Annotated in this window: 27 protein-coding genes; 9 read left to right on the top strand and 18 right to left on the bottom strand. The window is 48.0% G+C overall.

Annotated features, from left to right (window positions below):
* Positions 1 to 94: 94 nt before the first annotated feature.
* From MGMO_RS15220 to MGMO_RS15160, 13 genes are all read right to left on the bottom strand, one after another.
* Positions 95 to 1,282: an O-succinylhomoserine sulfhydrylase gene (locus MGMO_RS15220; RefSeq protein ID WP_023495952.1), complete on the bottom strand. Its 1,188-nt coding sequence runs from the start codon at positions 1,280 to 1,282 to the stop codon at positions 95 to 97.
* Between the two features lie 209 nt (positions 1,283 to 1,491).
* Positions 1,492 to 2,988: an amidophosphoribosyltransferase gene (gene purF, locus MGMO_RS15215; RefSeq protein WP_023495951.1), complete on the bottom strand. Its 1,497-nt coding sequence runs from the start codon at positions 2,986 to 2,988 to the stop codon at positions 1,492 to 1,494.
* Between the two features lie 24 nt (positions 2,989 to 3,012).
* Positions 3,013 to 3,504: a CvpA family protein gene (locus MGMO_RS15210; RefSeq protein ID WP_023495950.1), complete on the bottom strand. Its 492-nt coding sequence runs from the start codon at positions 3,502 to 3,504 to the stop codon at positions 3,013 to 3,015.
* 40 nt (positions 3,505 to 3,544) lie between these two features.
* Entirely contained in the window at positions 3,545 to 4,396 is an 852-nt protein-coding gene (locus MGMO_RS15205; RefSeq protein ID WP_023495949.1) for an SPOR domain-containing protein, read from the bottom strand.
* Positions 4,397 to 4,401: 5 nt separating this feature from the next.
* The gene (gene folC, locus MGMO_RS15200; protein WP_023495948.1) at positions 4,402 to 5,676 is read right to left on the bottom strand and encodes a bifunctional tetrahydrofolate synthase/dihydrofolate synthase; all 1,275 of its coding nucleotides are present in this window, start codon (positions 5,674 to 5,676) and stop codon (positions 4,402 to 4,404) included.
* A gap of 11 nt (positions 5,677 to 5,687) precedes the next feature.
* A complete protein-coding gene (gene accD, locus MGMO_RS15195; RefSeq protein ID WP_023495947.1) occupies positions 5,688 to 6,677 on the bottom strand; it encodes an acetyl-CoA carboxylase, carboxyltransferase subunit beta in 990 nt (329 codons plus the stop codon).
* 51 nt (positions 6,678 to 6,728) lie between these two features.
* Positions 6,729 to 7,532 (bottom strand): tryptophan synthase subunit alpha, encoded by an 804-nt coding sequence (trpA, locus tag MGMO_RS15190; RefSeq protein ID WP_023495946.1) that lies wholly within the window; start codon positions 7,530 to 7,532, stop codon positions 6,729 to 6,731.
* Complete coding sequence (gene trpB / locus MGMO_RS15185; protein ID WP_023495945.1) at positions 7,529 to 8,731, bottom strand: tryptophan synthase subunit beta; 1,203 nt, start codon at positions 8,729 to 8,731, stop codon at positions 7,529 to 7,531. The genes trpA and trpB overlap by 4 nt, the downstream gene beginning before the upstream one ends.
* The gene (locus tag MGMO_RS15180) at positions 8,715 to 9,359 is read right to left on the bottom strand and encodes a phosphoribosylanthranilate isomerase (protein WP_023495944.1); all 645 of its coding nucleotides are present in this window, start codon (positions 9,357 to 9,359) and stop codon (positions 8,715 to 8,717) included. Before MGMO_RS15180 ends, trpB begins: the two co-directional genes overlap by 17 nt.
* A 203-nt stretch (positions 9,360 to 9,562) precedes the next feature.
* Positions 9,563 to 10,300 (bottom strand): DUF2231 domain-containing protein, encoded by a 738-nt coding sequence (locus tag MGMO_RS15175; RefSeq protein WP_023495943.1) that lies wholly within the window; start codon positions 10,298 to 10,300, stop codon positions 9,563 to 9,565.
* Between the two features lie 61 nt (positions 10,301 to 10,361).
* Positions 10,362 to 11,186, bottom strand: a complete 825-nt coding sequence (truA, locus tag MGMO_RS15170) for a tRNA pseudouridine(38-40) synthase TruA (protein ID WP_023495942.1) — start codon at positions 11,184 to 11,186, stop codon at positions 10,362 to 10,364.
* A gap of 75 nt (positions 11,187 to 11,261) precedes the next feature.
* Complete coding sequence (locus MGMO_RS15165) at positions 11,262 to 11,750, bottom strand: L,D-transpeptidase (protein ID WP_023495941.1); 489 nt, start codon at positions 11,748 to 11,750, stop codon at positions 11,262 to 11,264.
* Positions 11,751 to 11,816: 66 nt separating this feature from the next.
* A complete protein-coding gene (locus MGMO_RS15160; protein WP_023495940.1) occupies positions 11,817 to 14,255 on the bottom strand; it encodes an Rne/Rng family ribonuclease in 2,439 nt (812 codons plus the stop codon).
* 502 nt (positions 14,256 to 14,757) lie between these two features.
* On the opposite strand from MGMO_RS15160, the gene rluC reads away from it, so the two are divergent.
* The 6 genes from rluC to MGMO_RS15130 all read left to right on the top strand — a co-directional run bounded on the left by rluC (position 14,758) and on the right by MGMO_RS15130 (position 19,769).
* Positions 14,758 to 15,723: a 23S rRNA pseudouridine(955/2504/2580) synthase RluC gene (gene rluC, locus MGMO_RS15155; protein ID WP_023495939.1), complete on the top strand. Its 966-nt coding sequence runs from the start codon at positions 14,758 to 14,760 to the stop codon at positions 15,721 to 15,723.
* Complete coding sequence (locus MGMO_RS15150; protein WP_023495938.1) at positions 15,707 to 16,360, top strand: HAD family hydrolase; 654 nt, start codon at positions 15,707 to 15,709, stop codon at positions 16,358 to 16,360. Before rluC ends, MGMO_RS15150 begins: the two co-directional genes overlap by 17 nt.
* 3 nt (positions 16,361 to 16,363) lie before the next feature.
* Entirely contained in the window at positions 16,364 to 17,341 is a 978-nt protein-coding gene (gene sppA / locus MGMO_RS15145) for a signal peptide peptidase SppA (protein WP_023495937.1), read from the top strand.
* A 103-nt stretch (positions 17,342 to 17,444) separates the two neighbouring features.
* Positions 17,445 to 17,699 (top strand): PepSY domain-containing protein, encoded by a 255-nt coding sequence (locus MGMO_RS15140; RefSeq protein WP_023495936.1) that lies wholly within the window; start codon positions 17,445 to 17,447, stop codon positions 17,697 to 17,699.
* A 22-nt stretch (positions 17,700 to 17,721) separates the two neighbouring features.
* Positions 17,722 to 18,390, top strand: coding sequence for a response regulator transcription factor (locus MGMO_RS15135; protein ID WP_023495935.1), 669 nt, complete (start codon positions 17,722 to 17,724; stop codon positions 18,388 to 18,390).
* A 32-nt stretch (positions 18,391 to 18,422) separates the two neighbouring features.
* Positions 18,423 to 19,769, top strand: coding sequence for an ATP-binding protein (locus MGMO_RS15130; RefSeq protein ID WP_023495934.1), 1,347 nt, complete (start codon positions 18,423 to 18,425; stop codon positions 19,767 to 19,769).
* 97 nt (positions 19,770 to 19,866) lie between these two features.
* On the opposite strand, the gene rlmB is transcribed toward MGMO_RS15130, so the two are convergent.
* Positions 19,867 to 20,616, bottom strand: coding sequence for a 23S rRNA (guanosine(2251)-2'-O)-methyltransferase RlmB (rlmB, locus tag MGMO_RS15125; protein WP_023495933.1), 750 nt, complete (start codon positions 20,614 to 20,616; stop codon positions 19,867 to 19,869).
* Positions 20,617 to 20,779: 163 nt separating this feature from the next.
* Between rlmB and MGMO_RS15120 the strand changes: the two genes are divergently transcribed.
* Positions 20,780 to 21,106 carry a hypothetical protein gene (locus MGMO_RS15120; RefSeq protein WP_023495932.1) on the top strand — a complete coding sequence of 109 codons (327 nt, stop codon included), beginning with the start codon at positions 20,780 to 20,782 and terminating at the stop codon, positions 21,104 to 21,106.
* A gap of 415 nt (positions 21,107 to 21,521) precedes the next feature.
* Entirely contained in the window at positions 21,522 to 22,511 is a 990-nt protein-coding gene (gene dhaK / locus MGMO_RS15115; protein ID WP_023495931.1) for a dihydroxyacetone kinase subunit DhaK, read from the top strand.
* Positions 22,512 to 22,625: 114 nt separating this feature from the next.
* Here the strand turns inward: dhaK and dhaL are convergent, their stop codons facing one another.
* Genes dhaL through MGMO_RS15100 form a run of 3 tightly spaced genes read right to left on the bottom strand, consistent with a single transcriptional unit; the run spans position 22,626 to position 23,798 of the window.
* Positions 22,626 to 23,246: a dihydroxyacetone kinase subunit DhaL gene (dhaL, locus tag MGMO_RS15110; protein ID WP_023495930.1), complete on the bottom strand. Its 621-nt coding sequence runs from the start codon at positions 23,244 to 23,246 to the stop codon at positions 22,626 to 22,628.
* Positions 23,247 to 23,283: 37 nt separating this feature from the next.
* Positions 23,284 to 23,493 carry a DUF1289 domain-containing protein gene (locus tag MGMO_RS15105; RefSeq protein ID WP_036308354.1) on the bottom strand — a complete coding sequence of 70 codons (210 nt, stop codon included), beginning with the start codon at positions 23,491 to 23,493 and terminating at the stop codon, positions 23,284 to 23,286.
* A 41-nt stretch (positions 23,494 to 23,534) separates the two neighbouring features.
* Positions 23,535 to 23,798, bottom strand: a complete 264-nt coding sequence (locus tag MGMO_RS15100) for a DUF2024 family protein (RefSeq protein ID WP_023495928.1) — start codon at positions 23,796 to 23,798, stop codon at positions 23,535 to 23,537.
* Between the two features lie 109 nt (positions 23,799 to 23,907).
* Here MGMO_RS15100 and MGMO_RS15095 point away from each other — a divergent pair, with 109 nt between their 5' ends.
* Entirely contained in the window at positions 23,908 to 24,468 is a 561-nt protein-coding gene (locus tag MGMO_RS15095) for a MarR family winged helix-turn-helix transcriptional regulator (RefSeq protein ID WP_023495927.1), read from the top strand.
* A 25-nt stretch (positions 24,469 to 24,493) separates the two neighbouring features.
* Here MGMO_RS15095 and MGMO_RS15090 read toward each other — a convergent pair whose 3' ends face one another.
* Entirely contained in the window at positions 24,494 to 25,006 is a 513-nt protein-coding gene (locus tag MGMO_RS15090; RefSeq protein ID WP_023495926.1) for a DUF2380 domain-containing protein, read from the bottom strand.
* Between the last annotated feature and the right edge of the window lie 100 nt (positions 25,007 to 25,106).

Raw genomic sequence — 25,106 nt, 5'->3', positions numbered from 1 at the left:
ATTTTAATCTCAATAAGAACGGCTAAACGACATTTCGGGCTAGCCAATTTTTAATCGAATTAACCCTGTGTGACCACTTAGGGAATCATGATTCCTACGATGACAAACCCCGCGCCAGATCGCCCTTAATGTCCTCAAGGTTTTCCAAGCCAACTGAGACCCTGACTAACCCATCGTCGATACCCGCTAATTTCCGAACTTCCGGCGTTAACCTTCCATGTGTCGTAGTAGCCGGATGCGTGATTGTAGTTTTGACATCGCCCAAATTTGCGGTAATGGAGATCATTTCCGTTGCATCGATCAACTTCCATGCCGCGTCCTTTCCACCCTGCAACTCGAAACTGACAATTCCGCCAAAGTGAGTTTGTTGGCGTAAGGCCAACTCATGCTGAGGGTGCGTAGGCAAGCCCGGGTAATGCACCTTATTCACGCCTGGACATTGAGTTAACCACTTCGCCAATTCAAATGCGCTGTCACAATGCGCTTTCATCCGCACGGCCAAGGTTTCCAGTCCGGACAAAAACACCCAGGCATTGAATGGGCTCATCGTTGCGCCGCCAGTCCGCAAATAAGGATAGATGGACTTTTCAATCAGGTCATTGCTCGCGATAACTGCACCGCCTACGCAACGGCCTTGCCCATCAATGTATTTGGTTGCTGAGTGGATAACAATATCGGCGCCCAAAGCGAACGGTTTTTGCAACACAGGCGTACAAAAACAGTTATCCACGATCAATAAACAGCCGTGTTTGTGTGCCATTTTCGCCAATAATCCAATATCGGCGATCTCCATCAGCGGATTGGATGGCGTTTCCAGGAATAAAAAACGGGTATTGGGTTTAATGGCAGCTTCCCAAGCGTCGGCGTCTATCAAATCGACAAAATCCGTTTCAACGCCAAATTTGCCGAAATAGTTCTGGAACAACAAGACGGTATTGCCAAACACGCCGCGCGAACAAACCACATGGTCTCCCGCTTTCAACAAACCCATACCGACTGCAAAAATCGCCGCCATCCCTGATGCAAAGGCCAGGCAACGCTCGCCGCCTTCCATAAGGGCAAGGCGCTCCTGAAAAGCGTTGACGGTGGGATTGGTGAAGCGGGAATAAATATTGCCGGGCTTTTGTCCGGTAAAGCGCAGTGCCGCTTCTTCGGCATTTTTGAAGACATAGCTTGACGTCGCAAAAATAGGCAAGCTGTGTTCGTCTTCATGGGTACGCCGCTGCCCTGCCCTGATCGCCTGGGTTTCAAGGCCGTAATTTTTCCAGTCTATATCTTTCATTAAATTTACTGACTTTGGTAGGTATTATTAAGCAGCTTATATAGGAAACTCTGAACAAGTCCTTCGACAAGCTCAGGACGAACGGTAAGGCGTTGATTCCGTTCGTGGTGAGTGTGTCGCACCATGAGTGGAATCAACTTAATCAGAGATCCCTATAGTTGATTAGGCCGCCCCTAAAAACGAAATATTTTCTTTATATGCCGCAAAAATTACGCTTCCGCAATAATATCCAAGATTTTTCGTTTCATTTGGGCGCCGTCATTTCTGAGCGACTCCGTTTGTTCAAGGTACTCATCATCAACATCGCCGGTTACGTAGATCTTGCTAAAACAGGATGTGTCGAAATGCTTGATCTGCCGGTTACCACGGGCGACAGCTTCGATTAAATCGTCCAAATCTTGATAAATCATTTTGTCGGCACCGATTGCCGCGCAGACCTCATCCTCGGTGCGGTTATGCGCGATCAATTCCCTGGCTGCCGGCATGTCGATCCCGTAAACATTGGGGTAACGTACGGGCGGCGCAGCCGAAGCAAAATAAACCTTTGCTGCACCCGCATCTCGTGCCATCTGGATAATCTGCGCCGAAGTAGTCCCCCTGACCACAGAATCATCAATCAACAGCACATTTTTCCCTTCAAACTCAAGCCCGATAGCATTCAGCTTTTGCCTGACCGACTTTTCCCGCATTTTTTGTCCAGGCATAATAAATGTCCTTCCAATATAGCGATTTTTGATAAAGCCTTCACGAAATTTGACACCCAACAGATAAGCTAATTGCAATGCGGCAGTGCGGCTTGTGTCGGGAATGGGAATGACGACATCAATATCATTGTCAGGCCATTCACGCAGTATTTTTTCCGCCAGTTTTTCACCCATCCGCAAACGCGCTTTGTACACCGAAATATTGTCGATGATGGAATCGGGACGGGCAAAATAAACGTACTCAAAAATGCACGGGCAATGATCTATTTTTTCGGCACATTGTCGCGTATGCAGCTTGCCGGATTCTTCAATGAAAACCGCTTCGCCGGGTTCAATATCCCGGATAAGGTCAAAGCCTAAGACATCCAGGGCAACGCTTTCGGACGCGATCATAAATTCCGGGCCCCGCGGAGTTTTCCTTTCACCGTACACAACGGGCCGTATACCATGGGGATCACGAAAGCCCAAAATGCCAAACCCCGCGATCATGACGACGACCGCATAGGCGCCACGGCAACGCCGATGGACGTTCGCAACTGCCTTGAATACATCATCGACAGTTAACTTGAGTTTGCCTAAAGTTTGCAATTCATGGGCAAACACGTTGAGCAACACCTCGGAATCGGAATCGGTGTTGATATGCCGTTGGTCTTCGACGAACAAGGCTTTCTTGAGTTCTTCGGCGTTGGTCAGGTTGCCGTTATGCGCCAAAGTCAAACCGAATGGTGAATTGACGTAGAAGGGTTGCGCTTCCTCCGAACTGGCGCACCCTGCGGTCGGGTATCGCACATGGGCGATGCCCATATTACCTTTCAGCTTTATCATCTGTGCATCGGTAAAAACATCACGCGTCAAGCCGTTATCCTTTCGCAAATACAATCGACCATTCTCACAAGTGACTATACCTGCGGCATCTTGGCCTCTATGCTGCAAAACGGTCAGCGCATCGTATAGCTCTTGGTTGACGTTCTGATGTGAAACGATACCTGCAATACCACACATTATTTCTTAACCTGGTTATTGAAATTAGGGAAAATTGATCGACCTTGCAATTTTAGATGAGCTGTTACGCTTTATTAAACTCGCCAACGACTGAAAAGGTGGCAAGTATTTTGACTCTTGCCACCAACGATCTTTAGGTAAGGGCGTCACGCCGGCTAAGAGAACCATGACAAAGACGACGACCAAGCCATGGCTGAACCCCAGAAATAATCCACCCAATCGATCCAGCAAGGTAAGGCCTGTTTTCTTTACACTATTTCCTAATAACATGTTGATAATACCGCCCATCGCCAATGTTATAAGGATTAACGCAATAAAGGACATCGCCAATCTGGTCGATGACGTACTAAAGAATTTCGATAATAGGATCGCAAAGTCCTGACTAAAAAACCAAGCCACAATTATGCCTATCAGCCAAACGGTTATGGAAAAAATTTCCTGACCCAAACCACGGACGATACCGCCAATGGTATAAATTGCTAATAGCGCAATGATGGCATTATCAACCCAAACCATTCTGACGAATCAACAATTTTCGGCTTTGCAAACCCTTGCCTCATTCAACAATCAGTAAGCCCTTGATATTTTGCTTATCTAATTTTGCTTTCATTTCCTTTGCCTTATCCTTGTCTAGCGACGGCCCTATCTTAACCCTGAAAAAATCGCCTTTTGCAACAACAGAAGCGGACATGCCTTGTTTGCGGAGTTTTTCCACTAAGGCTTGGGCGTTTTCTTTCTTACTGAAACTACCCGCTTGTATAGAGTAACGCACTAACTTTGAGCTTGATTTTTGTGCGCCGTCCTTGTGGGCTTTATCGGCTGGCTTGATCTTTTCTACTGCCTTGCTAGGTGGCGGCGTAACCCTTACTTTTGCTTGCTCAGTGTCTATCGATTTTGGCGCTGCTTTTTTGACTGGCGTCCCTGAATCCTGTTCAGGGTTCTTTACAGGTGCAGCCACTACTGCTTCAGTGCTTTGATTGTCATCTTGTTGATCCACACCCGAGACTTCACCGGTATCCAAACCGGATTCTGCATTTTCGTCTAATTGTTTGGAAGGCGATCCTTCAACAGCGTTGTTCTTTGTATTGTCAACGCCTGAGCTACCTAAGGAATCGGGTGTACCGGGCTGTCCACTGTTAAGTGGCGATTCTCCCGTTACGCTGCCTGGGTTATCTTCATTCACTTCAGCCGCATCAAGTTCAATATCCGGCCTATTCAACACCTGGGCTTTATTTTCTGGCGGATTTTGGGCTGGCTCAACGTCAACAGGTGCTTGCGGGATCGTCAGCTCAGTAACTGTCTTACCGCTGGTGTCTACGGGATCATCAAACAACATCGGTATAAAAATAGCGGCCAAGGCAGTGACAACGACTGCACCAATCAAGCGTTGTTTTAATTCATGATCCATTTTTTCTACCCACCCTTCTGAAACTCAGCCAAACAATCGGACACCAAAAAAAAAGAGCCAAAAACAAGCACCAAATCACCCGCCTTTGCCTGTGCTTTTGCAGCCGCAAATGCATCAACAAAACCCGTATAACTGACCGACACGTTAGCCATGCCCAGTTGTGAAAAAATTTCCCGCATCAAGCTTACCGTGGCCGCCCTGCGATTAGTCAGGGGGGCAAAAAACCAGTCGTAAACAACTGGGTTCATAATCCTTAGCACTTCGGCAATATCTTTGTCTTTCATCATGGAAAAGATAGCATGGATACGTCGCTTGGGAAAATTTTGGTTTAAATATTCGGCCAAAGTCCGCACCGCTTCGGGATTATGCCCCACATCCAAGAGTACGGGTATATCCCCTTCAAGCAACTGAAAGCGTCCGGGCAATTGTACACTTTCCAGGCCCAGGCGTATGGCTTGCTCACCTACAGGCAGTTTATCAGCTAATAATTGGATTGCCATAATAACTGCGGCGGCATTGCGGTATTGGTGTTCGCCTTTTAATGAAGGCTCTGGCAGTTGGCTGACACGCTTTCCATCGCAAAACCACTGCCAGCCGTTTGCTTGCTTAGCATAACCAAAGTCCTTCCCTATCCTATAGAAACAGGCCTGTTTGTCTTCCGCGACTTGCATGAGTGAATTCGGCGGCAATGGATCGCCTACTATAGCCGGCACGGCAGGGCGAAAAATGCCCGCTTTTTCATACCCTATTTTCTCCCGTGTCTCACCTAACCAAGCCACATGATCAATGCCAATGCTGCTAATAATAGCGGCATCCGGCTCAACAATGTTGACCGCATCCAAACGTCCGCCCAATCCCACCTCAAGTAATTGAATATCGAGCTTGGCACGGGAAAATATATCCAATGCCGCCAATGTGCCGAATTCAAAATAACTGAGCGAGGTCTGATCCCGAACGGTTTCAATCCGTTCAAATGCGTTGCAAATAACATCGTCCTGAACGGGTTTGCCGTCTATTTTGATCCTTTCGTTATATTTTAATATATGTGGCGAGGTATAAGCGCCCACCCGATAACCCTGAGCCCGGTAAATTGCTTCAAGATAAGCAATGCAAGAGCCTTTTCCATTGGTACCTGCGACCGTGATAGTGAGCGGCTTAGTTTCTCTGGATCTCAGTGCTTGGTAGACCTTGGCTACCCGCTCCAGCCCCAGGTCTATAGTCAAAGGATGCGATTTTTCCTGCCATTCCAGCCATCCCTTCAGCGTATCGAAATGGGCCATGAGGGATGGTATTAGCCTTCCTGTACAAAAGAAAGAAGGCCAACCTCATCCACATCGGAAACAGCCGATAATTCTGGGTCACTCCCTGATTCAAATACAGTTTCAAGCTCAGTTTGTATGACGGGAGTCTCGATAACATTTTTGTTTTCGGTAAGCATCGTCAATATCGCCGAAATTTTATCGCGCATATCACGGCGGTCGATAATCATGTCGATAGCGCCATGTTCCTGCAAAAACTCGCTACGTTGAAAACCTTCCGGCAATTTTTCACGTACGGTTTGCTCGATAACCCTAGGGCCTGCAAAACCGATCAAGGCATTGGGTTCAGCGACATTCAAGTCGCCTAACATGGCAAGACTGGCGGATACACCGCCCATGGTAGGATCGGTCATAAACGAAATGTAAGGGATACCTGCTTCCGCCAATTTTGCCAACGCCGCACTGGTCTTTGCCATCTGGAACAAGGAGAACAAGGATTCCTGCATCCGCGCACCGCCACTCGCAGTAAACACAATGAACGGTATACCCAATTCCAGACTTTTATTCACACCCCTAACGAACTTTTCGCCGACGGCTGAACCCATTGAACCCGCCATAAAATTGAAATCAAAGGCAGCCGCCACCAAACTCAGCCCTTTCAATTGCCCTTTCATTACAACTAAGGCATCATTCTCCTTGGTTTGTTTTTGCGCCAGGATGAGGCGATCTTTGTATTTTTTACTGTCCCTGAATTTTAACGGATCGGAAGGCTTGATGCCTTTGCCGATTTCTTCCCTGCCTTCCTCATCGAGAAACATTTCGAGCCGAGTCCGGGCAGGAATCCGCAGGTGGTGCTCACACTTTGGACAAACACTGAAGTTTTTTTCCAGTTCAAGATTGTAAAGTATCGCATTACAGCTAGGACATTTGTTCCATAGCCCTTCTGGGACAGCCGCTTTCTTGTTGGATGCATCAGTCCTTATCGTTGAAGGAACAAGTTTTTCAAACCAACTCATTGCCATAAATATACCGTCGTGTTTTATGTTTTTGCTTTTAAAAAAGCAATATTTTTTCTAATTATCCATTGCCTGGCGCATAGCGGACAATAGCCCGATAATTTCCGATTTTGCGCGGTCAAGGTCATCCAAATTATTTTCTATTTTACTAATCAATGCACTGCCTACCACAACCCCGTCACCCAATCCGGCAATGATTTGGGCTGTTTCAGCATCCTTAACGCCAAATCCGATGCCAACCGGCAATGCCGTAATGGCCTTGATCTGCTTTAGCTTGTTTTCCACGTCCGCCGCGTTCAAATGGCCCGCGCCAGTTACGCCCTTGAGCGAAACATAGTAAAGATAGCCACTACCCAGCTTAGACATTTTTGTAATACGCTCATCAGTGCTATTGGGGGCTAACAGAAATATGGTGTCGATTTCACGTTCTTTCAATAAAGCCGCGCAGTGCTCGCCTTCTTCGGGCGGCAAATCGACCGTTAACACACCGTCAATATCCGCACGTTGTGCGGCATTGGCAAAGCCCTCGTAGCCCATCGCCTCAATTGGGTTGAGGTAACCCATTAAAACCACTGGCGTTTGTTGGTTGGTCTTGCGGAATTCGGCGGCAAGCGCCAGGGTTTTCGTCAAGCTCATCTTATGCGCCAACGCCCGTTCGCTTGCGCGCTGGATAACGGGGCCATCCGCCATCGGATCGGAAAACGGTACGCCTAGCTCGATCACGTCAACACCGGCCTCAACCATCTCGTGCATCAGCGGCAGGGTAAAATCGGGAGTGGGATCACCTGCAGTGACAAAAGGAATTAAAGCCTTACGTCCCAATTTGCCAAGTTCTTCAAATTTTGCAGCTAAACGGCTCATAGCTCGATCCCTTCGCGTTTCGCCATCGTTTGCATATCCTTATCACCCCGACCGGACAAGTTCACCACTATCATTTCGTCTTTACGCATAGTGGGCGCGAGCTTCATGGTGTATGCCATCGCATGGGCAGATTCCAGTGCAGGAATAATGCCTTCCATTCGGGTTAAAGCATAAAACCCTTCCAAGGCTTCATTGTCGGTTATGTTGACATACTCGGCACGTCCCGTGTCCTTTAACCAAGCGTGTTCAGGGCCTACGCCCGGATAATCAAGGCCTGCCGAAATGGAGTGGGTTTCAATAATTTCACCATCGTCATCCGCCATCAGGTAAGTGCGGTTGCCATGCAATACACCCGGACGACCTGCACATAAGGGCGCAGAATGATGCCCGCTTGCGATGCCGTCACCTGCCGCTTCAACGCCGATCAACCTGACCGATTCGTCTTCAATAAAGGGATAAAACAAGCCGATTGCATTGGAGCCACCGCCTACGCACGCAACCAACGCATCGGGAAGCTTGCCCGCCATATCCAGGCATTGCTGCTTGGCCTCGCGGCCGATTACCGCTTGAAAATCACGTACCATCGCAGGATACGGATGGGGACCCGCCACCGTGCCAATGATATAAAATGTATTATCCACATTGGTCACCCAATCCCTCAACGCTTCATTCAGGGCATCTTTGAGGGTTTTTGAGCCGGATTCGACGGCGACCACCGTGGCGCCCAATAGTTTCATCCGGTAGACATTAAGTGATTGCCGCGCGACATCGACCGCACCCATATAGACGACGCATTCTAGCCCAAGCCGGGCAGCAACCGTGGCTGTCGCCACCCCATGTTGCCCTGCACCCGTTTCGGCAATGATACGGGTCTTACCCATGCGTTTTGCCAACAAGGCCTGTCCGACGGTATTGTTGATTTTGTGGGAACCGGTATGGTTCAAGTCTTCCCTTTTCAGGTAGATTTGCGCCCCACCCAGTTCGCGGCTCCACCGTTCGGCATAATACAAGGGCGAAGGCCGTCCGACATAATGCTGTAAATCGGCATCCAATTCTGAAATAAATTCGGGATCTTTTAAGTATCGTTGATAGGCGGCATTCAACTCTTGGATGGGCGGTATGAGTGTCTCCGCCACGAACATCCCGCCATAAGGCCCAAAATGCCCTCTCGTATCGGGCATATTATATTTTTCTGTCATTTATTGTTCTGTCACCTTGATGAACTGCCGCAATAAATGCAGCCATTTTGTCTTTGTCTTTTAGCCCTTTTCCCGCTTCCACGCCACTGCTTACATCCAGTGCGTAGGGCTGCGTTTCTTCAATTGCCCGCTTGGCGTTCGTGCTGTCCAACCCGCCGGCCAAGATGATCGGCAGCGAACAGCTTTTGGGGATTAACCCCCAATCAAATCGGTTGCCAGTACCACCCTTTGCCGAGGGATCGTAGGCATCTAGCAATAGCGCATCGGCGTCCCTGTAGCCATCCACTATTTTCGATATCTCTGTGTTTTCCTGTACCCTGACTGCCTTGATATACCGCTTACCGTAAATCCTGCATGCTTCCGGTGCTTCATCACCATGAAATTGGAGGCAGTCAATTGGCACTTGTTCTAAAATTTTCCGAATCAGCGCCTCTTGTTCATCGACAAACAATGCCACAACCGACACGAACGCAGGCAGGGCATGAACGATTTCAATCGCCCGATCAATCCCGACATGTCGTGGACTGGGCGGGTAAAATACCAAGCCAATTGCATCGACTCCCAAATGGGCGGCATAAACCGCTTCTTCAACACGGGTAAAGCCGCAGAATTTGACACGCGTACGCATAACCGATGTGAATCTCAGCGTAAATTCAAGCGCGTAAGGATACCATAAAATAATGTATCGCTTTCTCTAAATCGCTATTATTTTACAGCAATATGAAAGTTTAAATTTCGACTGCCAGCCGTCAACCGTCATGGGCTATGGTTTCCATTTATGACGGTTGCGGGAAATGTTATTGACCTTTAAGGGACATTGAAATCGCATTATTAATGCGCATGGCTGTGCCCACCATGATGGTGGTGGTGCCCGCTATGGTTATGCCCTCCAGAGCTATGATCGTCACTGTGTCCATCTGGGGTATTTAACACAGGCTTGTCATGGCTATGTCCATCCTGACCCACAACCTCTTCCGGTTTAGTTTCGGAATTGGAACCTGATTTTACAGAAACTCCATACTGGTAGACCATTAACCCGCCCAAATCGGCACCTAAAGATAAGAGTACACAAAGGAAACCTGCCAATCCAAGAAAAGCGGTATTACCCGTCATAGAATACAGTCCCCATTTTTTCAACCGCCAGGCAGATAGGAACAACGACAAAGAGAGCACAGCAATACCAATATGCTCGTGACGCTCCATTAACGCATGTACGTCTTCGCCATGCTCGACCGAATCTGCCGCGATTAATCCTGCTATCACTGTAAAAATTGCGGAAATAGTGCCCAGGTATAACAGCCAGCTTGCAACATAGCGCCATTGTGCTTTTTTAGTTGTCGCGCCCAAAAAATCAATCAAGAAAAAAGCGGAAAAAAAGGCAATGGGGAAATGCACGAACAACGGATGGATATTTTCCAGGCCAGCAATTCCAGGCAATATGGTTGAAAATATTTCGGGCGGTGTTTTGCCTGCAAGGCTTTCCAGAAATTCCAACAGGCTAGCAACATTAGCGGCAACACCGCCACCAATGCCCCCACCATGCACCTGGAAGGATAAAAAGTTTGTCATATTTATCATGTTTTAAATTTTAAGAAATAACTCTACCCGATTAACTATAAATTGCAAGTGACTAGCCCACATTAACAAGGGGCGAATCAAACCGCTTGGTATCTCCGGGCAATCGATTAAACGCAGGATGCTTAGTAAACCCATAACAGGGAGGATAATAAACGGATTCTAAATACAAACCGGATGGCGGGGCTGTCGCACCGCCCAACTCCCGCTTTTTGGCCACCAACAAGGCTAATGTCCAATCTTCGGCCTGCTTGCCTATACCAATGTCCATTAAAACCCCGGCAATATTCCTGACCATGTGGTGCAAGAAAGCATTCGCACAAATTTGAATAATAACTTTTTCGCCTTCGCGATACACCTCAACAAAATGGACGATGCGAAATGGGCTTTTGGATTGGCACCCTTGCGCCCGAAACGAAGTAAAGTCATGATTGCCGACCAAGTGTTGTGCCGCCTTATTCATTACGTCCGCATCCAACGGGTGGTAACACCAGGTGGTTTGCTTGCCCAGTATCGCTGATTTTACAGGTCGATTTAAAATCATGTAACGATAGAGCCGCGCAATCGCACTGTACCTCGCATGGAAATCGTCGACCACTTGCTTGACCCAAGTAATCCGTATCTCGTCCGGTAGATTACTGTTGCCTCCCAGCAACCAAGCATGAAGATCGCGCTCTACATTGACATCAAAATGCACCACTTGTTCCAATGCATGAACGCCCGCATCCGTCCTGCCCGCACAAATCACAGTAACCGGGTGATTGGCAACTTTCGAAAGGGCTTTCTCCAACTCGGCCTGGACGCTGCGCCTATTAGGCTGCCACTGCCAGCCCGCAAAGCCGCTGCCGTCATACTCGACTCCTAGGGCAATGCGAACCATTTGAGCTTAATCAAAACGGGGAAAAAAATTGAATAAAGCAATTTTGGATTGCCTATATAGCGCCAATCCAATAAGTTACTCATGGATACAGACTTTAATCCCGGCATCAACGCGACTAAATAAGTCCAACATATCGACATTTTTCATGCGTATACATCCATGAGAAGCGGGTAAGCCAATTGCAGATTCATCCGGAGTGCCATGGATGTAGATATAACGCCAGCAGGTATCGACTTCACCGTAGCGGTTTTTGCCAGGCTCCAAACCGCCTAACCATAAAATACGTGTCAAAATCCAATCTCGCCCTGGGTAACGACCGCCTAATTCCTCATCATAAATTTCGCCGGTAGGCCGTCTGCCTTTAAAAACGGCATTTAATGGTTGCCCTGTACCTATTTTCGCCCTGACCTTGTGCCAACCCCTCGGCGTACATTCACTACCCCGCTGTTCACCCGCACCATTTTTAGCGGTGGAAACGGAATATCTGCATATTATCCGACCATTGTCGATTATCGCAAGGCGCTGTTCAGGTATCGAAATATCCAGAAAATAATCCGCTTTCATGACACAAACGCCTTAAACGATTGCTAGTTAGCCATTACCCACAACATTGCTATGTAAATCAGCCTTTCAAGATTCGTTTGCTGAATCGGGTTTTGCTGTCGCCGTTGAGCCGGCACTCTCAGACGTAGTATTGGATGAACTTGCTTGAAACTCTTGCCTCTCCTCCTTACCTTGCCTGTTGGCAAAATCAGCCGCATAGGCAGTCGCAGCGTTTGATTGGGTTTCTCCTGAAAACTCCCTGACCGCGCCATCGGTACTGTTGCCATTCTCGTTTGCGGCATCAGGCCTTTTGTAATTAGGGTTACGCGGCCTTCTCCGATTAGGCCCGCGCCTGGCATTGTTTCTTTTATTGTCGGCCCGTGCCTTTTGTTCCTCATTCCGAGGCAAGGATTCTTCGGCGCTCACAACCGCTTGGCTATCGCTTACAGGCTCTTGTTTGGGCATAAAAGAAGGGACAACAACTTCTGGCGAATTGATAGACGGTCCGTTACTCATGCCTTCCGCGACAGGCGGGGCGACATCTCTTTTGAAATCCCTGATGGGTTCTTGTTGCCTGCTCGGCGGACGATTCGTTTCTTGCAAACTTGCAGCCCTGTTTTCCTGCCCTCTGGGCGGACGGGCATTGCGTGCTTGTTGCTGACCTTTGGGCGCTTCACGACCCGGATTGGCTTCCCTGTTTGCATTCTGGTTGGGGTTTGGACCCTGTCCACGCCGATTATTATTACGCGACCTAGGTTGCCGACTGTCTTCAGCCGGCGCATTACCTCTGGTAACTTGCGCTGGCGATTCTTTTGCTTTTGTTTGCTCCTTGGCAGGGCTTGTGCCCACTAATTTATGCCAAAAGCGTTTAATCAAGCTAGCTGACTCATTCTTATTTTGTACAGGGGCCGGCACGGGAGAATCGTGCAAAAACTCTTTGATGACCGCCTTGTCACTTTTTGGCTTTAGCTGTTGGGCAAACTCAGGTATCGCGATGTCTTCGACTTTTATTTGCACATAACTGGGCTTTTCATCGGTGCTCGCTTCCTTCTCCCTGATACGGTCAATCGCATAAGCGGGTGTCTCAAGATGCTTGCTGGGCAAGATAACAATATCAACTTTTAAACGATTTTCGATGCTTTCAATCGTGCTTCGCTTCTCGTTCAACAAAAATGTCGCGCATTCGATCGGCAAATGGGCGATGACTTTTTCCGTGCCCTTTTTCATGGCCTCTTCTTCAAGCAGGCGCAAAACTGACAAGGCGACCGACTCGACATTGCGGATCGTCCCTTGGCCTTTGCAGCGTGGGCAGGTAATCTGGGTGGAATCACCCAGGGACGGACGCATCCGTTGCCGGGACATTTCCAATAACCCAAACCTTGAAATACGGCCAGTCTGAATCCGGGCGCGGTCAATTTTTAGGGCATCACGCAGGTGGTTTTCAACCGTTCGTTGATTTTTATTAGACATCATATCAATAAAATCAATGACAAACAGACCACCTAAATCCCGCAGCCTAAGCTGACGGGCAATTTCGTCCGCCGCTTCAAGATTGGTATTGAGTGCGGTTTCTTCAATATCGCTGCCTTTGGTTGCGCGTGCCGAGTTGATGTCGATTGAAGTTAACGCCTCGGTATGGTCGATAACGATAGACCCACCTGACGGCAAAGAGACCTCCCTTCCATAAGCAACTTCGATTTGTGATTCAATCTGGTAACGGTTAAACAGGGGGACGGCATCTTGGTACAGCTTTGCTTTTGGCAACAAGTTCGGCATGACTTGACGCAGGAAATTCTGCACCAACTTGAACGAATCCTCATTGTCGATCAGGATTTCATCGATATTGCCCCGCAAATGATCCCGTAACGCACGGATAATAACATTGCTTTCCTGAAACACCAGGAATGGCGCAGGCTGTTCGTTGGTAGAACGCTCGATGGCATCCCACAATTGCAGCAGGTAATTCAAGTCCCACTGTAATTCTTCCGCACTTTTGCCGCAACCCGCCGTCCTGACAATCAACCCCATCGATTCGGGAATCTCAAGGTGCGCCATCGCTTCGCGCGTATCGTTGCGGGTATCGCCTTCGATGCGCCGGGAAATGCCACCTGCCTTGGGGTTGTTCGGCATTAATACGAGATAAGTGCCAGCCAGGCTAATGTAGGTGGTTAGCGCAGCGCCTTTGTTGCCGCGTTCTTCTTTTTCGATCTGTACGATAATTTCTTGACCTTCTTTTAGATGGTCTTTAATGGCGCTACGCCGTACTTCGCCTTCGGTTTCGTCTTGCGCTTTAAGGTTGATCGGGGAAATTTCCTTGAACGGCAAAAAGCCATGTTTTTCGGCACCGTAATTGATGAACGCCGCTTCCAGGCTAGGTTCTACTCGGGTAATTATCCCTTTGTAAATATTGGACTTTTTCTGTTCTTTTGAAGGTACTTCTATGTCAAAATCATAAAGTTTTTGACCATCTACCAAAGCCACCCGCAGTTCTTCCGCCTGCGACGCATTGATAAGCATTCTTTTCATTGTGTTTCCTTTTTATGTACTGCTCCAATATTCAGAATTTACTGACTCAGACTGTATTTACGTCTCGCTTTGCTTTGCGCGTAAAATTAGGCGTTTCGTTGTTCCTTTATCCATTTATCAAGTAAGTATAAATGTTTTGATGTTTGGTATCCCGACCCTAATGTGAACCTTATCGGCTATAGTGTGATGAGATCAACGATGGCTGTGCGTAGTTTGTAACTATGCAAATTGTTTATTCAGTCGTTAGTGTAAAATCTGCTGTTGGACAGGATTTAATAATTCATTCGTCATGGGTGAATGACTAACCCGAAATTCTTTGCGGTTAAGGACTTGACATTATTGTTATAAGCTTTGTTCCTTACCGGCTCACTTTTGTCAGTTTCATGGCGGAAACCTTACAGAGTCTGCTATTTTTTTTCAAAGCAGGGATAATATAGCAACCTTATTGCTTTTCATCAATTTAAACCATCAAATCAGGCAAACTACTGGTATTATTTACGATATGGATACCGAACAACAAAGCCCGCCGCCCCAGGTGCAATGGGTAGAAATCACCGAAGACAACAGTGAGCAAAGGCTGGATAATTTCCTCATTACCCGCTTGAAGGGCGTACCCAAAAGCCGTATTTACCGTATCGTCCGCAAAGGAGAAGTCAGGGTCAATAAGGGGCGCGTGGATGTGAAATACCGCTTGGTTATTGGCGATATAGTCCGAATCCCACCGGTAAGGATGGCGGAGAGTGGAGCTGACGACCACCTGCCCGTCAGTCGAGGCTTAACTGAAATCCTGCAACATAACGTGTTGTTTGAGGACGATGCCATACTTATCGTCAACAAACCTTCCGGTTTTGCCGTCCATGGCGGCAGTGGCGTGGATTCGGGCATTATCGAAGGTTTCAGGAAGTTGAATCCTGAACAACATTTCCTGGAACTGGTCCATCGGTTGGATAGGGACACTTCCGGTTGCCTGTTGATTGCCAAAAAACGTAGCGCTTTACGGGCATTACACGAACAATTCCGCGACGATACCGTAAGCAAAACCTATCTGGCCTTGCTTTCCGGACAATGGGCGAGAAAGAAATTGATTGTGAACCAACCCTTGCTTAAAAACGTCAGCAAAGGCGGCGAACGAATGGTCATTATCAACCAGGCCGGAAAAGCATCTGAAACTTTGTTCCGGCGAATTAAGCTATATAAAGATGCCACCTTGGTCGAAGTATCGCCCAAAACCGGGCGCACTCACCAAATCCGCGTCCATGCCGCTTTTTTAAGCCATCCGATTATCGGCGATGACCGCTACGGCTTGGACGACATCAATAAGGCTTTTAAAAACCGAGGTTATAAGCGAATGTTCCTGCACGCGGAAACCTTGCAATTTCAACACCCCGTATCGGGTGAAACCCTAAAAATTTCCGCCCCGTTACCGCAACATTTTATCGATTTTACTCAGAATGAAGAACAGATTTGACCTGATTGTATTCGATTGGGACGGCACTTTAATTAATACTATCGACTGGATCGTCCACTGCTTGCAAAGGGCTGGCGAACATTACGGTTTTTTGACGCCTGAACCCCAAGCGGCCAAAGATGTCATAGGATTGTGCATAGATAATGCCGTGGCAGCCTTATATCCTGAAGGGGATGCCGAAATTCAAAAAAAAATCGTGAAACTTTACAGCCAAACCTATTTCTCCAAGCAACTCAGCCAGGATGATTTTTTCCCCGGCGTTTACCCAATGTTGGTTCAATTAAAGGAATCAGGCTATCAACTTGCCGTTGCCACTGGTAAAACCAGGGCTGGGCTCATCGCGGCATTGGCCGCAACCGGCACGAAAGATATGTTTGACATTACCCGTTGCGCCGACGAAACGGCTTCCAAACCCAATCCAAGAATGCTGCATGAAATCATGCAATATGTCCAGACTACACCAGACCATACATTAATGGTGGGTGATTCAATACACGATATGCAAATGGCGCGAAATGCCAATGTCCCTTCAATTGGTGTGGTGTGCGGCGCAAATTCCGAGGATTCGTTAAGGCAATACCATCCCCTGCTCTGCTTGCAACAACCCACAGAGCTATTGACACATTTCTTAAGGTAAGACATGGAAAACCAATCAGAGAATCCAATCAATTCGAACATGAACGACAAAACTGGCTGGGAACGCGAAATCGTCGAAAAACTCGCCTTCGCTGCAATAACCGAACAAAGGCGGGCACGACGTTGGGGCATTTTTTTTAAGCTGCTGATGTTCGGTTATTTGCTCGCAGTCTTGGGCATAGCCATGTACCCTAAGTTCAAACAGGAAATCGGTGGAAGCGGCAAAAACCACACTGCCGTCATCAATTTGGTCGGCATGATCGCCGAAGACCAAAATGCCAACGCCGAAAGCATTATTGACAGCTTAAGGGATGCCGTTAAGGACAAAAACACCAAAGGCATTATTATCCACGCCAATTCCCCCGGCGGCAGCCCCGTGCAATCGGCTTATGTGTATGACGAAATCAAGAAAATAAAGAAAGAACACCCTGATTTGCCCATACACGCTGTTGTTAGCGACATCTGTGCGTCCGGCTGCTATTACATCGTCTCGGCTGTTGACAAAATTTTTGCCAGCCCAGCCAGTTTGATAGGCTCCATCGGCGTGATTATGGACAGCTTTGGCTTTGTCGACACCATGCAGAAATTGGGTGTTGAACGCCGCCTGCTCACCGCCGGGGAACATAAAGCCCTGTTAGACCCATTCTCCCCCGGCAAGCCCGATGAACAGCAATATATGCAAAACCTAATCAACCAAGTCCACAAACAATTTATTGATGCCGTCAGAAAAGGCAGGGGTTCTAGGTTAAAAGAAACGCCGGATATGTTTTCGGGCTTGGTTTGGACGGGCGAGGAAAGCGTTAAATTGGGTGTCGTCGATGCTATGGGATCTCAGGATTCTGTCGCCAAAGACGTTATCGGCGCCGAAACCTTGGTCGATTTTACCCAGCAAGAACGCTTGGTTGACCGCATTGCCGGTAAACTGGGCGCATCGTTAGGCCTAGGCATTAGCGATCTGGCAAAAAGTTGGATCTTACGGTAATAATTCAGCCTAGATTCAGCGTGTTCGGCTACACTAAACCGAACTGGTTGAAAGCACCAATAACAATCAGGGCAAACCTACCGCCAACCTTAACAGTGACATCATGAAAATACTGATTAACTGCCTATTACTGCTCGCCTTATGTCATGTATGCCATGCAGATGAGGATATTGACCTTGCACGGGTCAGCTTGCATGAGGCAACCCAGAAAATCCTCAGTGACGGCAACAAGCGGGTTTTAGGCGCAACAACTGTCATTATTGATGGCAGAGAAGTCCATATCATCAAAGTATTGACCCCAGACGGACATATACAACATTACAAAATCGACGCGGAAACCGGTGCCTTAATAAGTTGACGGGTTTTGCTAAGGAGACACCATGCGTATTCTTGTGGTTGAGGACGAATTGACGCTATGTAAACAGGTTCAGGATTACCTGGAAAGTAAAGGTTTTGCGGTCGACACCGCCAACACAGGTAAAGACGGCTATTACATGGGCAAAGAATATCCCGTTGATGCCGCGATTATCGACCTGGGGTTGCCCGATTTTTCCGGGATCGAGTTGATCAATAAACTCCGCAAAGACAATATTACCGTACCTATCCTCATTTTGACTGCCCGCAGCCGCTGGCAGGAGAAAGTCGAAGGGCTGGAAGCGGGGGCTGACGATTATCTGGTCAAGCCCTTCCATTATGAAGAATTGCTGGCACGGCTTAATGCCCTTATCCGCCGTTCGGCAGGCCAGGCACAACCTGTCCTCACCCACGACAATATCGAACTCAACACCGTTACCCAAGAAGTCCTGGTTTCTGGGGAAAAGCTCGAACTCACCGCTTACGAATATAAAGTATTGGAATATCTCATGTTCCGCAAGGGCGAATTGATTACCAAGACCGTGCTGACAGCGCATATCTACGATGAAGAATTTGACCGCGACAGTAACGTGATCGAAGTATTCATCGGTCGATTACGAAAAAAGCTCGACCCGGACGGTTCCCGAAAACCCATTGAAACCTTACGTGGAAGGGGCTATCGTATTCCCATCTGACTTTTCTCACCATCTAAGGCTACGAACTCCAAGTGCGTACAAAATCCCTAAGCTTCCGATTATTGGCTACCGAAGGCCTCGTATTGGCGGCATTCTTAGCGCTGGTCGCCGTCGTCCTGGAACAAAGCTTTAGGGAAAGCGCCGAACAAGCATTAAAAGAGCGATTACAGGTCCAAATTTACTCGTTGTTATCGACAGCGGAGCTAAAAAATTCCGGCGACTTATCCATCCCCTCCAACCTTCCAGAGCCGCGTTTCGTCAACCCGGGTTCAGGACTTTACGCCTTCATCCAAAAAACCAATAAAAACCTGATCTGGCGCTCCCCCTCCTCAATAGGGTTGGATGTACCCACACCGCCGGAAAAATTAGGCGCCGGCAACACCTATTTCCTAGCGGACAATCCACGGCGGTACTTCTTGCACTACGACATCATCTGGAAAAATCTTGCAGGTATCGAGAAAGAATACATCTTCACAGTCGCCGAAGATTCCGAATTCGTCAGCCAGCAGGTGAACCGGTTTAGAAAAGCCTTATGGTCATGGCTGGCCGTTATTGGGATCGTCTTGATATTTCTGCAATTTTCCTTATTGCGTTGGTGTTTAAAACCCATACGGATTATCGTCAACGACCTGAATGCAATAGAGAAAGGCAAAAAAACCCTGCTCGATGGCGAATATTCAACGGAATTACAAAGCCTCGCCGGAAACCTGAACGCTTTTATCACGCATGAACGCGCCCACCTGGAACGCTACCGCAATACCTTAGCCGATTTGGCGCACAGCCTGAAAACCCCGCTCGCGATACTGCGCGGCTGCACTGAATCGTTCAGCGACAACAAAGAGACGGTGCAAGAACAAATCACCATCATGGATAAAATCGTCGAGTATCAACTCCAACGCGCCGCTGCCAAAGGCGGACACAAGGCCATCAAAGGCATCGACTTATCGGCCTTCCTCAACAAAATCAGCTCTTCACTTAACAAAGTCTATATCGACAAGGCCATCAACACGGTTATCAGCGTACCGGAGCAATGCCAGATTTATTTTGAAGAAGGCGACCTGTACGAAATCATTGGCAATTTGCTGGATAACGCTTGCAAGTGGTGTAAACACAACACAAAAATCACTGTCACTAAAAACCCGCGTAAAGACCGCCGAAACTATGCCCTGCTCATCCAAATAGACGACGACGGCCCCGGCATCCCCGACGGCAAACTCAACGAAATCCTTAAACGCGGCGTACGCGCCGATGAAAACATCCACGGCCACGGTATCGGTATGACTGTGGTTTTTGATTTGGTCGGGATGTTGGGAGGGAAACTAGAAGGCAATAAAAGCACCGAATTGGGGGGGATGAGTTGGCGCGTTTATTTGCCGTGAAGACCGGAATTTAATAGGGCCAACTTATCATTTCGGCATGGACGACCATTAAGGAAGTGCGGCAGCATGCGTGTGACCGCCTAACTTGGCCCTCGTATCATCGATTGCCAATCGAACGCTGTCTCACCGCTTCGTAGAGAAGGACGCCTGTAGCGACCGATAAATTAAGGCTTTCAACCTGACCCAGCATCGGCAATTTGATCAACAAGTCGCAATTCTCTTTAGTCAATCGCCTAAGGCCGATACCTTCGGCGCCAATCACTAACGCCATAGGCACAGTCAAATCAGTTTGATACACGGTTTGGCTTGCTTCACCCGCTGCACCCATCACCCAAACGCCCTCGCCCTTTAGCCATCGCAACGTCCTCGACAAATTAGTCACTTGATAGACCGGTACAGTTTCCGCTGCACCGCTGGCGACTTTACACACCGTTGGGGTAATACCGGTGGCATTGTCCTTGGTGATTATAACGCCCTGCACGCCGGTTGCATCGGCGGTCCGCAAGCACGCGCCCAGGTTATGGGGATCTTGCACATTATCCAGCACCAGCAATAAGGCCGCACCTTCCTGATTTTCCACCATCGTCTTCAAATCGCTTTCCGACAACTCACCCGGCATCGTCACTTCCATTGCAATGCCTTGGTGGTTGTTTCCGTCAGCCAGACGGTCGAGTTTTTTCCGGTCGGTTTTTTCCGGTTCTATGCCCAATGCAGCCAAATCGTCGATGATTTTCCCCAGCCGCTTATCCACCCGCTGCTCGTCTACCCAAACCCGGATGATTTTATCCGGCGAGTAATCCAATGCAGCCTGTACCGAATGTAAGCCAAATAGCTTGCTTGATTTCATTAAACCCTATAATTTATATACTTTTAATAATATGCTTCAAGGCGATTTTCAACTCGCCGAACCGGCTTTTACAATATTTTTAAAAATACGGTAAGAAAGCTAAGCAATTCTCTCAAAAAAGACCGTCATTATCTAAAAATAATAATATTATGAGGAGAGCACGATGAACCTGGACAATAAATTTTCAGCCCTGCAACTATCGATCATCAACGACCAAGCCGCCCTTTATACCTGTGCCTGTCCTCTCCAAGTCAGCCTGCAAATAGCCAGTTTACGTAAATTATTCGATTATCAAAAGGAGTGCATCGCTTCGGAAACAACAGCTGATAACCCTGCACAAATTCAGGTTCACCGCCGGATTGCCGAGGCAACCAAACAAGCCCATCAGATTATGGAACAATGTCTGGACGACATTTTAGACCTAGAAAGCTGGGACAGGGCCAAACTGGAAATGCCCAAAGGAATTCGGAAACGAATTGAAATTAATTGATGCGTTTGAATAATGCAAGGCCGAATAGCTGAGCGTATTTCGCCCTGTAGATACAAACATAGAACGCAATACCTTTCCGTCATTGCGCATCTAATTATGCCTGCTCAAACAAACCGTAATTTGGCCAGCACCAAACCGGCAACAAAACCAAACACCAGAAAAAACCGACTAATGCTACTTTGGAGCGTTTCACCATTTCCCACAGTGATTCATTGGCCGCCGATTTCGACCACTGGCTGCAATCCCGTGGTTATTCCAATCGGTCCGAAGGTGTCCGCGACTTATGTTTAATACTGGGAAATAACCTTAAATAAGACCTTGTGTTACAGGGCCAGGGCGCATTGCATTGTCCCCCACGCCAGGGCGAAGGAACGATATAATTAGCCTTCATTCCATTTGCAATGAGGACAGCTCCATGAAAAAATTTATCGATAACGTCGACACCATCCTCAACGAAAGCCTGCAAGGCTTTGCCCTGGCCCATAGCGACCTCATTGAATTCAATGCGGAACCCCGCTATGTCAGAAGAAAAATGCCTAAACAGCCAGGGAAAGTCGTGCTGGTTTCAGGCGGCGGTTCAGGGCATGAGCCTTTGCACACGGGGTTTGTGGGTGCGGGGATGCTGGATGCCGCCTGCCCTGGGCAGATATTTACGTCCCCTTCCCCCGACCAGATGCTGGCTGCTGCCCAGTCTGTCCAACAAGGTGCTGGGGTTTTATTCATCGTCAAAAATTATGCTGGCGATGTAATGAACTTTGAAATCGCCTCGGAAATGTTGGACTTTCCCAATGCCTCCGTGCTGGTCAGCGATGATGTGTCCTTACCTAAGTCGCACAGTACAGGACGGCGGGGCGTTGCGGGAACTTTGATAATCGAAAAGATAGTCGGCGCAGCCGCCGAAAATGGCGCGGGCTTAGCTGAATGCAAAGCCCTTGGCGACCGTATCAACCTGGTCACGGCTTCTATGGGGATAGCCTTGACCAGTTGCACCGTTCCAGCCCTGGGCAAGCCGACGTTTGCCATAGATGACAATGAGATGGAAATCGGTGTGGGAATTCACGGTGAACGCGGCCAGGAAACCGTGCCTTTAAAAAGTGCATCAGAAATCGTTGAACGGATGGCTACGGTTATTGATGAAGACTTACAGCCGAAGAAGGGCCAAGAAATCCTACTCCATATAAACGGCTTCGGTGCAACACCGTTGCTGGAATTGTATTTACTTTACGATTTGGCGGCGACATTTTGGCAAAAACGTGGGTTACGCATTACCCGATCTTTAGTCGGCAATTTCACGACTTCGCTCGATATGGCGGGGGCTTCGATTACGTTGACCTTATTGGATGAGGAATTAGTTCGTTTATGGGATGCGCCGGTTCATGCCGCAGCGTTGCGCTGGGGTTGTTGAGGCATTTTTGAGCGCGTTGATTCCGCCCATCGTTCGACAGGCACACCGCGAACGAAACCACCCCACTACCGTTCGCCCTAAACTTACCGACGGGCTTATAAACAGAGAAATCCCTTAAGTCGCCGTCAACACATCAACAATCGCACATATCATCAACTGACTGCTTTTCGCGCCCGCATCGATATATCCTCGCGAGCGTTCGCCCAGGAACGAAGCGCGGCCTTTGGTAGCAAGCATATTTTGGGTAGCATCGGCACCCGCTATTGCCGTTTGCTTAACTTGCTCAAGCACTTCGGGCTGGTCAGCATTCTGGAGGAGCAACTCCGCTACCGGAATCAGCACATCGAGCATGGTTTTTTCGCCCCTTTCCGCCTTGCCGCGTTGTTTAACGGCTTCCACAGCTTTCATAAATACTTCCGCAAAGACCGCTATGGTCAGTGGCCGGTTTTGCAGGTTTTTGCCCATGGCCATAAATAATGTCCCATAAAGCGAACCGGACGCACCGCCAACCGATGACATCACAGCCATCCCTATTTTTTGCAATGCAGCCTGCCAATCGAGTTGGCTTAACGCTTCGCTTTGCGCGGCCAATGCCTGAATTCCACGTTGTAAATTAGTCACATGGTCGCCATCACCGATGGCTTGATCTAACGCGGTTAGGTCATCGGCGTTGGTTTCAATGGTTTTAGCCACCGCCAAAATTAGGTTTGGCAATAAGGCCGTCGAATTTGTCATGATAAGTCCCTAAGTTCCTTCAAATCAATAGTGTAATCTATCCTGAAGAACGTCTATATTTTGCATAATGGGCGGCACGTCGGGCTTCGGTGTTATTCATGATCGATTTTCGGGCGACATTATTGGCATCAGCCCAACCGACAATTTCAGTCAACGAACGGAAGCAACCCAGACAAATATCTTCCTCATTCAGGCAACAATTCCTGATACACGGCGAGAGGACTGGCTTTTCTAAATCGTCATTCATTTTGATGGCGCTAAGACAATCATTTAAGAACCCTTGCATCGTTATTTTGGACAGCCCTCTAACTTATAAATACCGTATCCTTGACTGTCTATTTGCTTGCGGAGCTCAGAGGGTGCTTCGGCGCTGTGGCAAAACGTGCAGTTCTCCTGGGTCACAACCGCATCCGCGTAACCAATGCTGGCAAGCCATTCTTTTGCGTATTTTAACGCCTTATCTTGATCCTGTTCATCAAGAACGACATCAAAATGCATAATTCTTCCACTTACGGCCTTTGCATAAGTGTCATAAACATGAGAAAGTGTCATAATTATCTCCTAAATAAATAGCCGCGCAATAACATATCGATTCGATATATATAGCTTATGTTATCATAAGAAGATAGTCAACTTATCACCTTTTAAGACGGTTTAATCCATGGAAAAAACAAGTGTTTTCGACATCATTGAACGCATGGCCGCATTAATACGTTCTGAGGAGCGCAAAAAATGCACTGAATTTGGTTTACAGGTCGTACATTTACAAGTTTTGGATTACTTGTCCCGTTGCAATAAGTACAGTGACACGCCGGCCGCACTTTCCAATTACCTGGGCATGACGCGGGGGACTGTTTCACAAACGCTTTTGTTATTGGAAAAAAAAGGCTACGTCAACAAAACGACAGACACGGCAGACCGCCGCGTCATTCATCTTAGCCTGTTGCCGGAAGGAAGAGCCATGTTAGAACAAGCCAGGCCGTGCGAGCTGTTCATCCAGGCTTCCGAACTTTTGGATCGTGGGACGGCGAGAGATTACGATGAAACAATGGTGACCGTACTGACCGCCCTGCAAAAATCGAACAAATCACACACATTTGGGCTTTGCAAAACCTGTCAGTATTTTACTTTAATGCCAGAGGGCTATTTGTGCGGATTGACTAAAGAAAACCTGACCGAAGAGGATAGCGGCAAAATTTGCCAGGAACATACCGTTTCATGAAATATTTGCACTAGTACGGGCAGCATTACAAGCCTTTAAAGGTATCATTGATTTTGACCACCAAACTCTCCACCCCTTTCCGTGTTAATTTTTTCTCCCCACCTTTGACTTCAGAAGAATAATCAGCAATCAACCGCTGCTGTTTGACGTCAACCAGATGCACCATCAGGTACATAAACAAAAAGCTGGGCTTATGCAACCTGCCTACGATCACATAATCGGCATTGTATTTCTTCGCCAATTGTGCGGCCATATCATGGTGATCGAACAGGTAGCCAATGCCAGCCGTCGCTTGTTTTTGTGCATCCACAGGTATAGAAATTAGCTTATACCCCGCTTTTTGTAATTCTTCCTCCAGCATCGGCTTTACTGAACCCGTACGCTCCACTTCCTGAGGAACACCGGGAATATAGGTGAGATCCTTAAGTTCAAAATCAAGGATGGCAATGCGGGGTTGTGCGTTAACCGTGTTTGCGAATAGGCATTGTAACAATACCAATATCACGCCATGCCATTGAGTTGTTTTATGCGCTGTCATGAATCGTCCATTGGAAAACTTAATTGCCCATTGTAATGCCAAACGGGCAGCAAATTAGGGGCAAACGGCACTTTGGGTAGGGCACGAAGTCCAACAGCTA

The organism is Methyloglobulus morosus KoM1, from assembly GCF_000496735.2.
Classification (GTDB): domain Bacteria; phylum Pseudomonadota; class Gammaproteobacteria; order Methylococcales; family Methylomonadaceae; genus Methyloglobulus; species Methyloglobulus morosus.
This window is presented reverse-complemented; position numbering and strand designations above follow the sequence as displayed.

Bases quoted from the DNA above. Each gene is read 5' to 3' on its own strand.
- sppA (WP_023495937.1), top strand. From the start codon at position 16,364: ATGGAAAACCAATCAGAGAATCCAATCAATTCGAACATGAACGACAAA.
- rluC (WP_023495939.1), top strand. From the start codon at position 14,758: ATGGATACCGAACAACAAAGCCCGCCGCCCCAGGTGCAATGGGTAGAA.
- MGMO_RS15175 (WP_023495943.1), bottom strand. From the start codon at position 10,300: ATGACAAACTTTTTATCCTTCCAGGTGCATGGTGGGGGCATTGGTGGC.
- MGMO_RS15205 (WP_023495949.1), bottom strand. From the start codon at position 4,396: ATGGATCATGAATTAAAACAACGCTTGATTGGTGCAGTCGTTGTCACT.
- trpA (WP_023495946.1), bottom strand. From the start codon at position 7,532: ATGAGCCGTTTAGCTGCAAAATTTGAAGAACTTGGCAAATTGGGACGT.
- rlmB (WP_023495933.1), bottom strand. From the start codon at position 20,616: ATGAAATCAAGCAAGCTATTTGGCTTACATTCGGTACAGGCTGCATTG.
- MGMO_RS15120 (WP_023495932.1), top strand. From the start codon at position 20,780: ATGAACCTGGACAATAAATTTTCAGCCCTGCAACTATCGATCATCAAC.
- MGMO_RS15090 (WP_023495926.1), bottom strand. From the start codon at position 25,006: ATGACAGCGCATAAAACAACTCAATGGCATGGCGTGATATTGGTATTG.
- truA (WP_023495942.1), bottom strand. From the start codon at position 11,186: ATGGTTCGCATTGCCCTAGGAGTCGAGTATGACGGCAGCGGCTTTGCG.
- dhaK (WP_023495931.1), top strand. From the start codon at position 21,522: ATGAAAAAATTTATCGATAACGTCGACACCATCCTCAACGAAAGCCTG.
- MGMO_RS15095 (WP_023495927.1), top strand. From the start codon at position 23,908: ATGGAAAAAACAAGTGTTTTCGACATCATTGAACGCATGGCCGCATTA.
- trpB (WP_023495945.1), bottom strand. From the start codon at position 8,731: ATGACAGAAAAATATAATATGCCCGATACGAGAGGGCATTTTGGGCCT.
- MGMO_RS15220 (WP_023495952.1), bottom strand. From the start codon at position 1,282: ATGAAAGATATAGACTGGAAAAATTACGGCCTTGAAACCCAGGCGATC.
- MGMO_RS15140 (WP_023495936.1), top strand. From the start codon at position 17,445: ATGAAAATACTGATTAACTGCCTATTACTGCTCGCCTTATGTCATGTA.
- MGMO_RS15135 (WP_023495935.1), top strand. From the start codon at position 17,722: ATGCGTATTCTTGTGGTTGAGGACGAATTGACGCTATGTAAACAGGTT.
- dhaL (WP_023495930.1), bottom strand. From the start codon at position 23,246: ATGACAAATTCGACGGCCTTATTGCCAAACCTAATTTTGGCGGTGGCT.
- MGMO_RS15105 (WP_036308354.1), bottom strand. From the start codon at position 23,493: ATGAATGACGATTTAGAAAAGCCAGTCCTCTCGCCGTGTATCAGGAAT.
- MGMO_RS15100 (WP_023495928.1), bottom strand. From the start codon at position 23,798: ATGACACTTTCTCATGTTTATGACACTTATGCAAAGGCCGTAAGTGGA.
- MGMO_RS15150 (WP_023495938.1), top strand. From the start codon at position 15,707: ATGAAGAACAGATTTGACCTGATTGTATTCGATTGGGACGGCACTTTA.
- folC (WP_023495948.1), bottom strand. From the start codon at position 5,676: ATGGCCCATTTCGATACGCTGAAGGGATGGCTGGAATGGCAGGAAAAA.
- purF (WP_023495951.1), bottom strand. From the start codon at position 2,988: ATGTGTGGTATTGCAGGTATCGTTTCACATCAGAACGTCAACCAAGAG.
- accD (WP_023495947.1), bottom strand. From the start codon at position 6,677: ATGGCAATGAGTTGGTTTGAAAAACTTGTTCCTTCAACGATAAGGACT.
- MGMO_RS15165 (WP_023495941.1), bottom strand. From the start codon at position 11,750: ATGAAAGCGGATTATTTTCTGGATATTTCGATACCTGAACAGCGCCTT.
- MGMO_RS15180 (WP_023495944.1), bottom strand. From the start codon at position 9,359: ATGCGTACGCGTGTCAAATTCTGCGGCTTTACCCGTGTTGAAGAAGCG.
- MGMO_RS15210 (WP_023495950.1), bottom strand. From the start codon at position 3,504: ATGGTTTGGGTTGATAATGCCATCATTGCGCTATTAGCAATTTATACC.
- MGMO_RS15160 (WP_023495940.1), bottom strand. From the start codon at position 14,255: ATGAAAAGAATGCTTATCAATGCGTCGCAGGCGGAAGAACTGCGGGTG.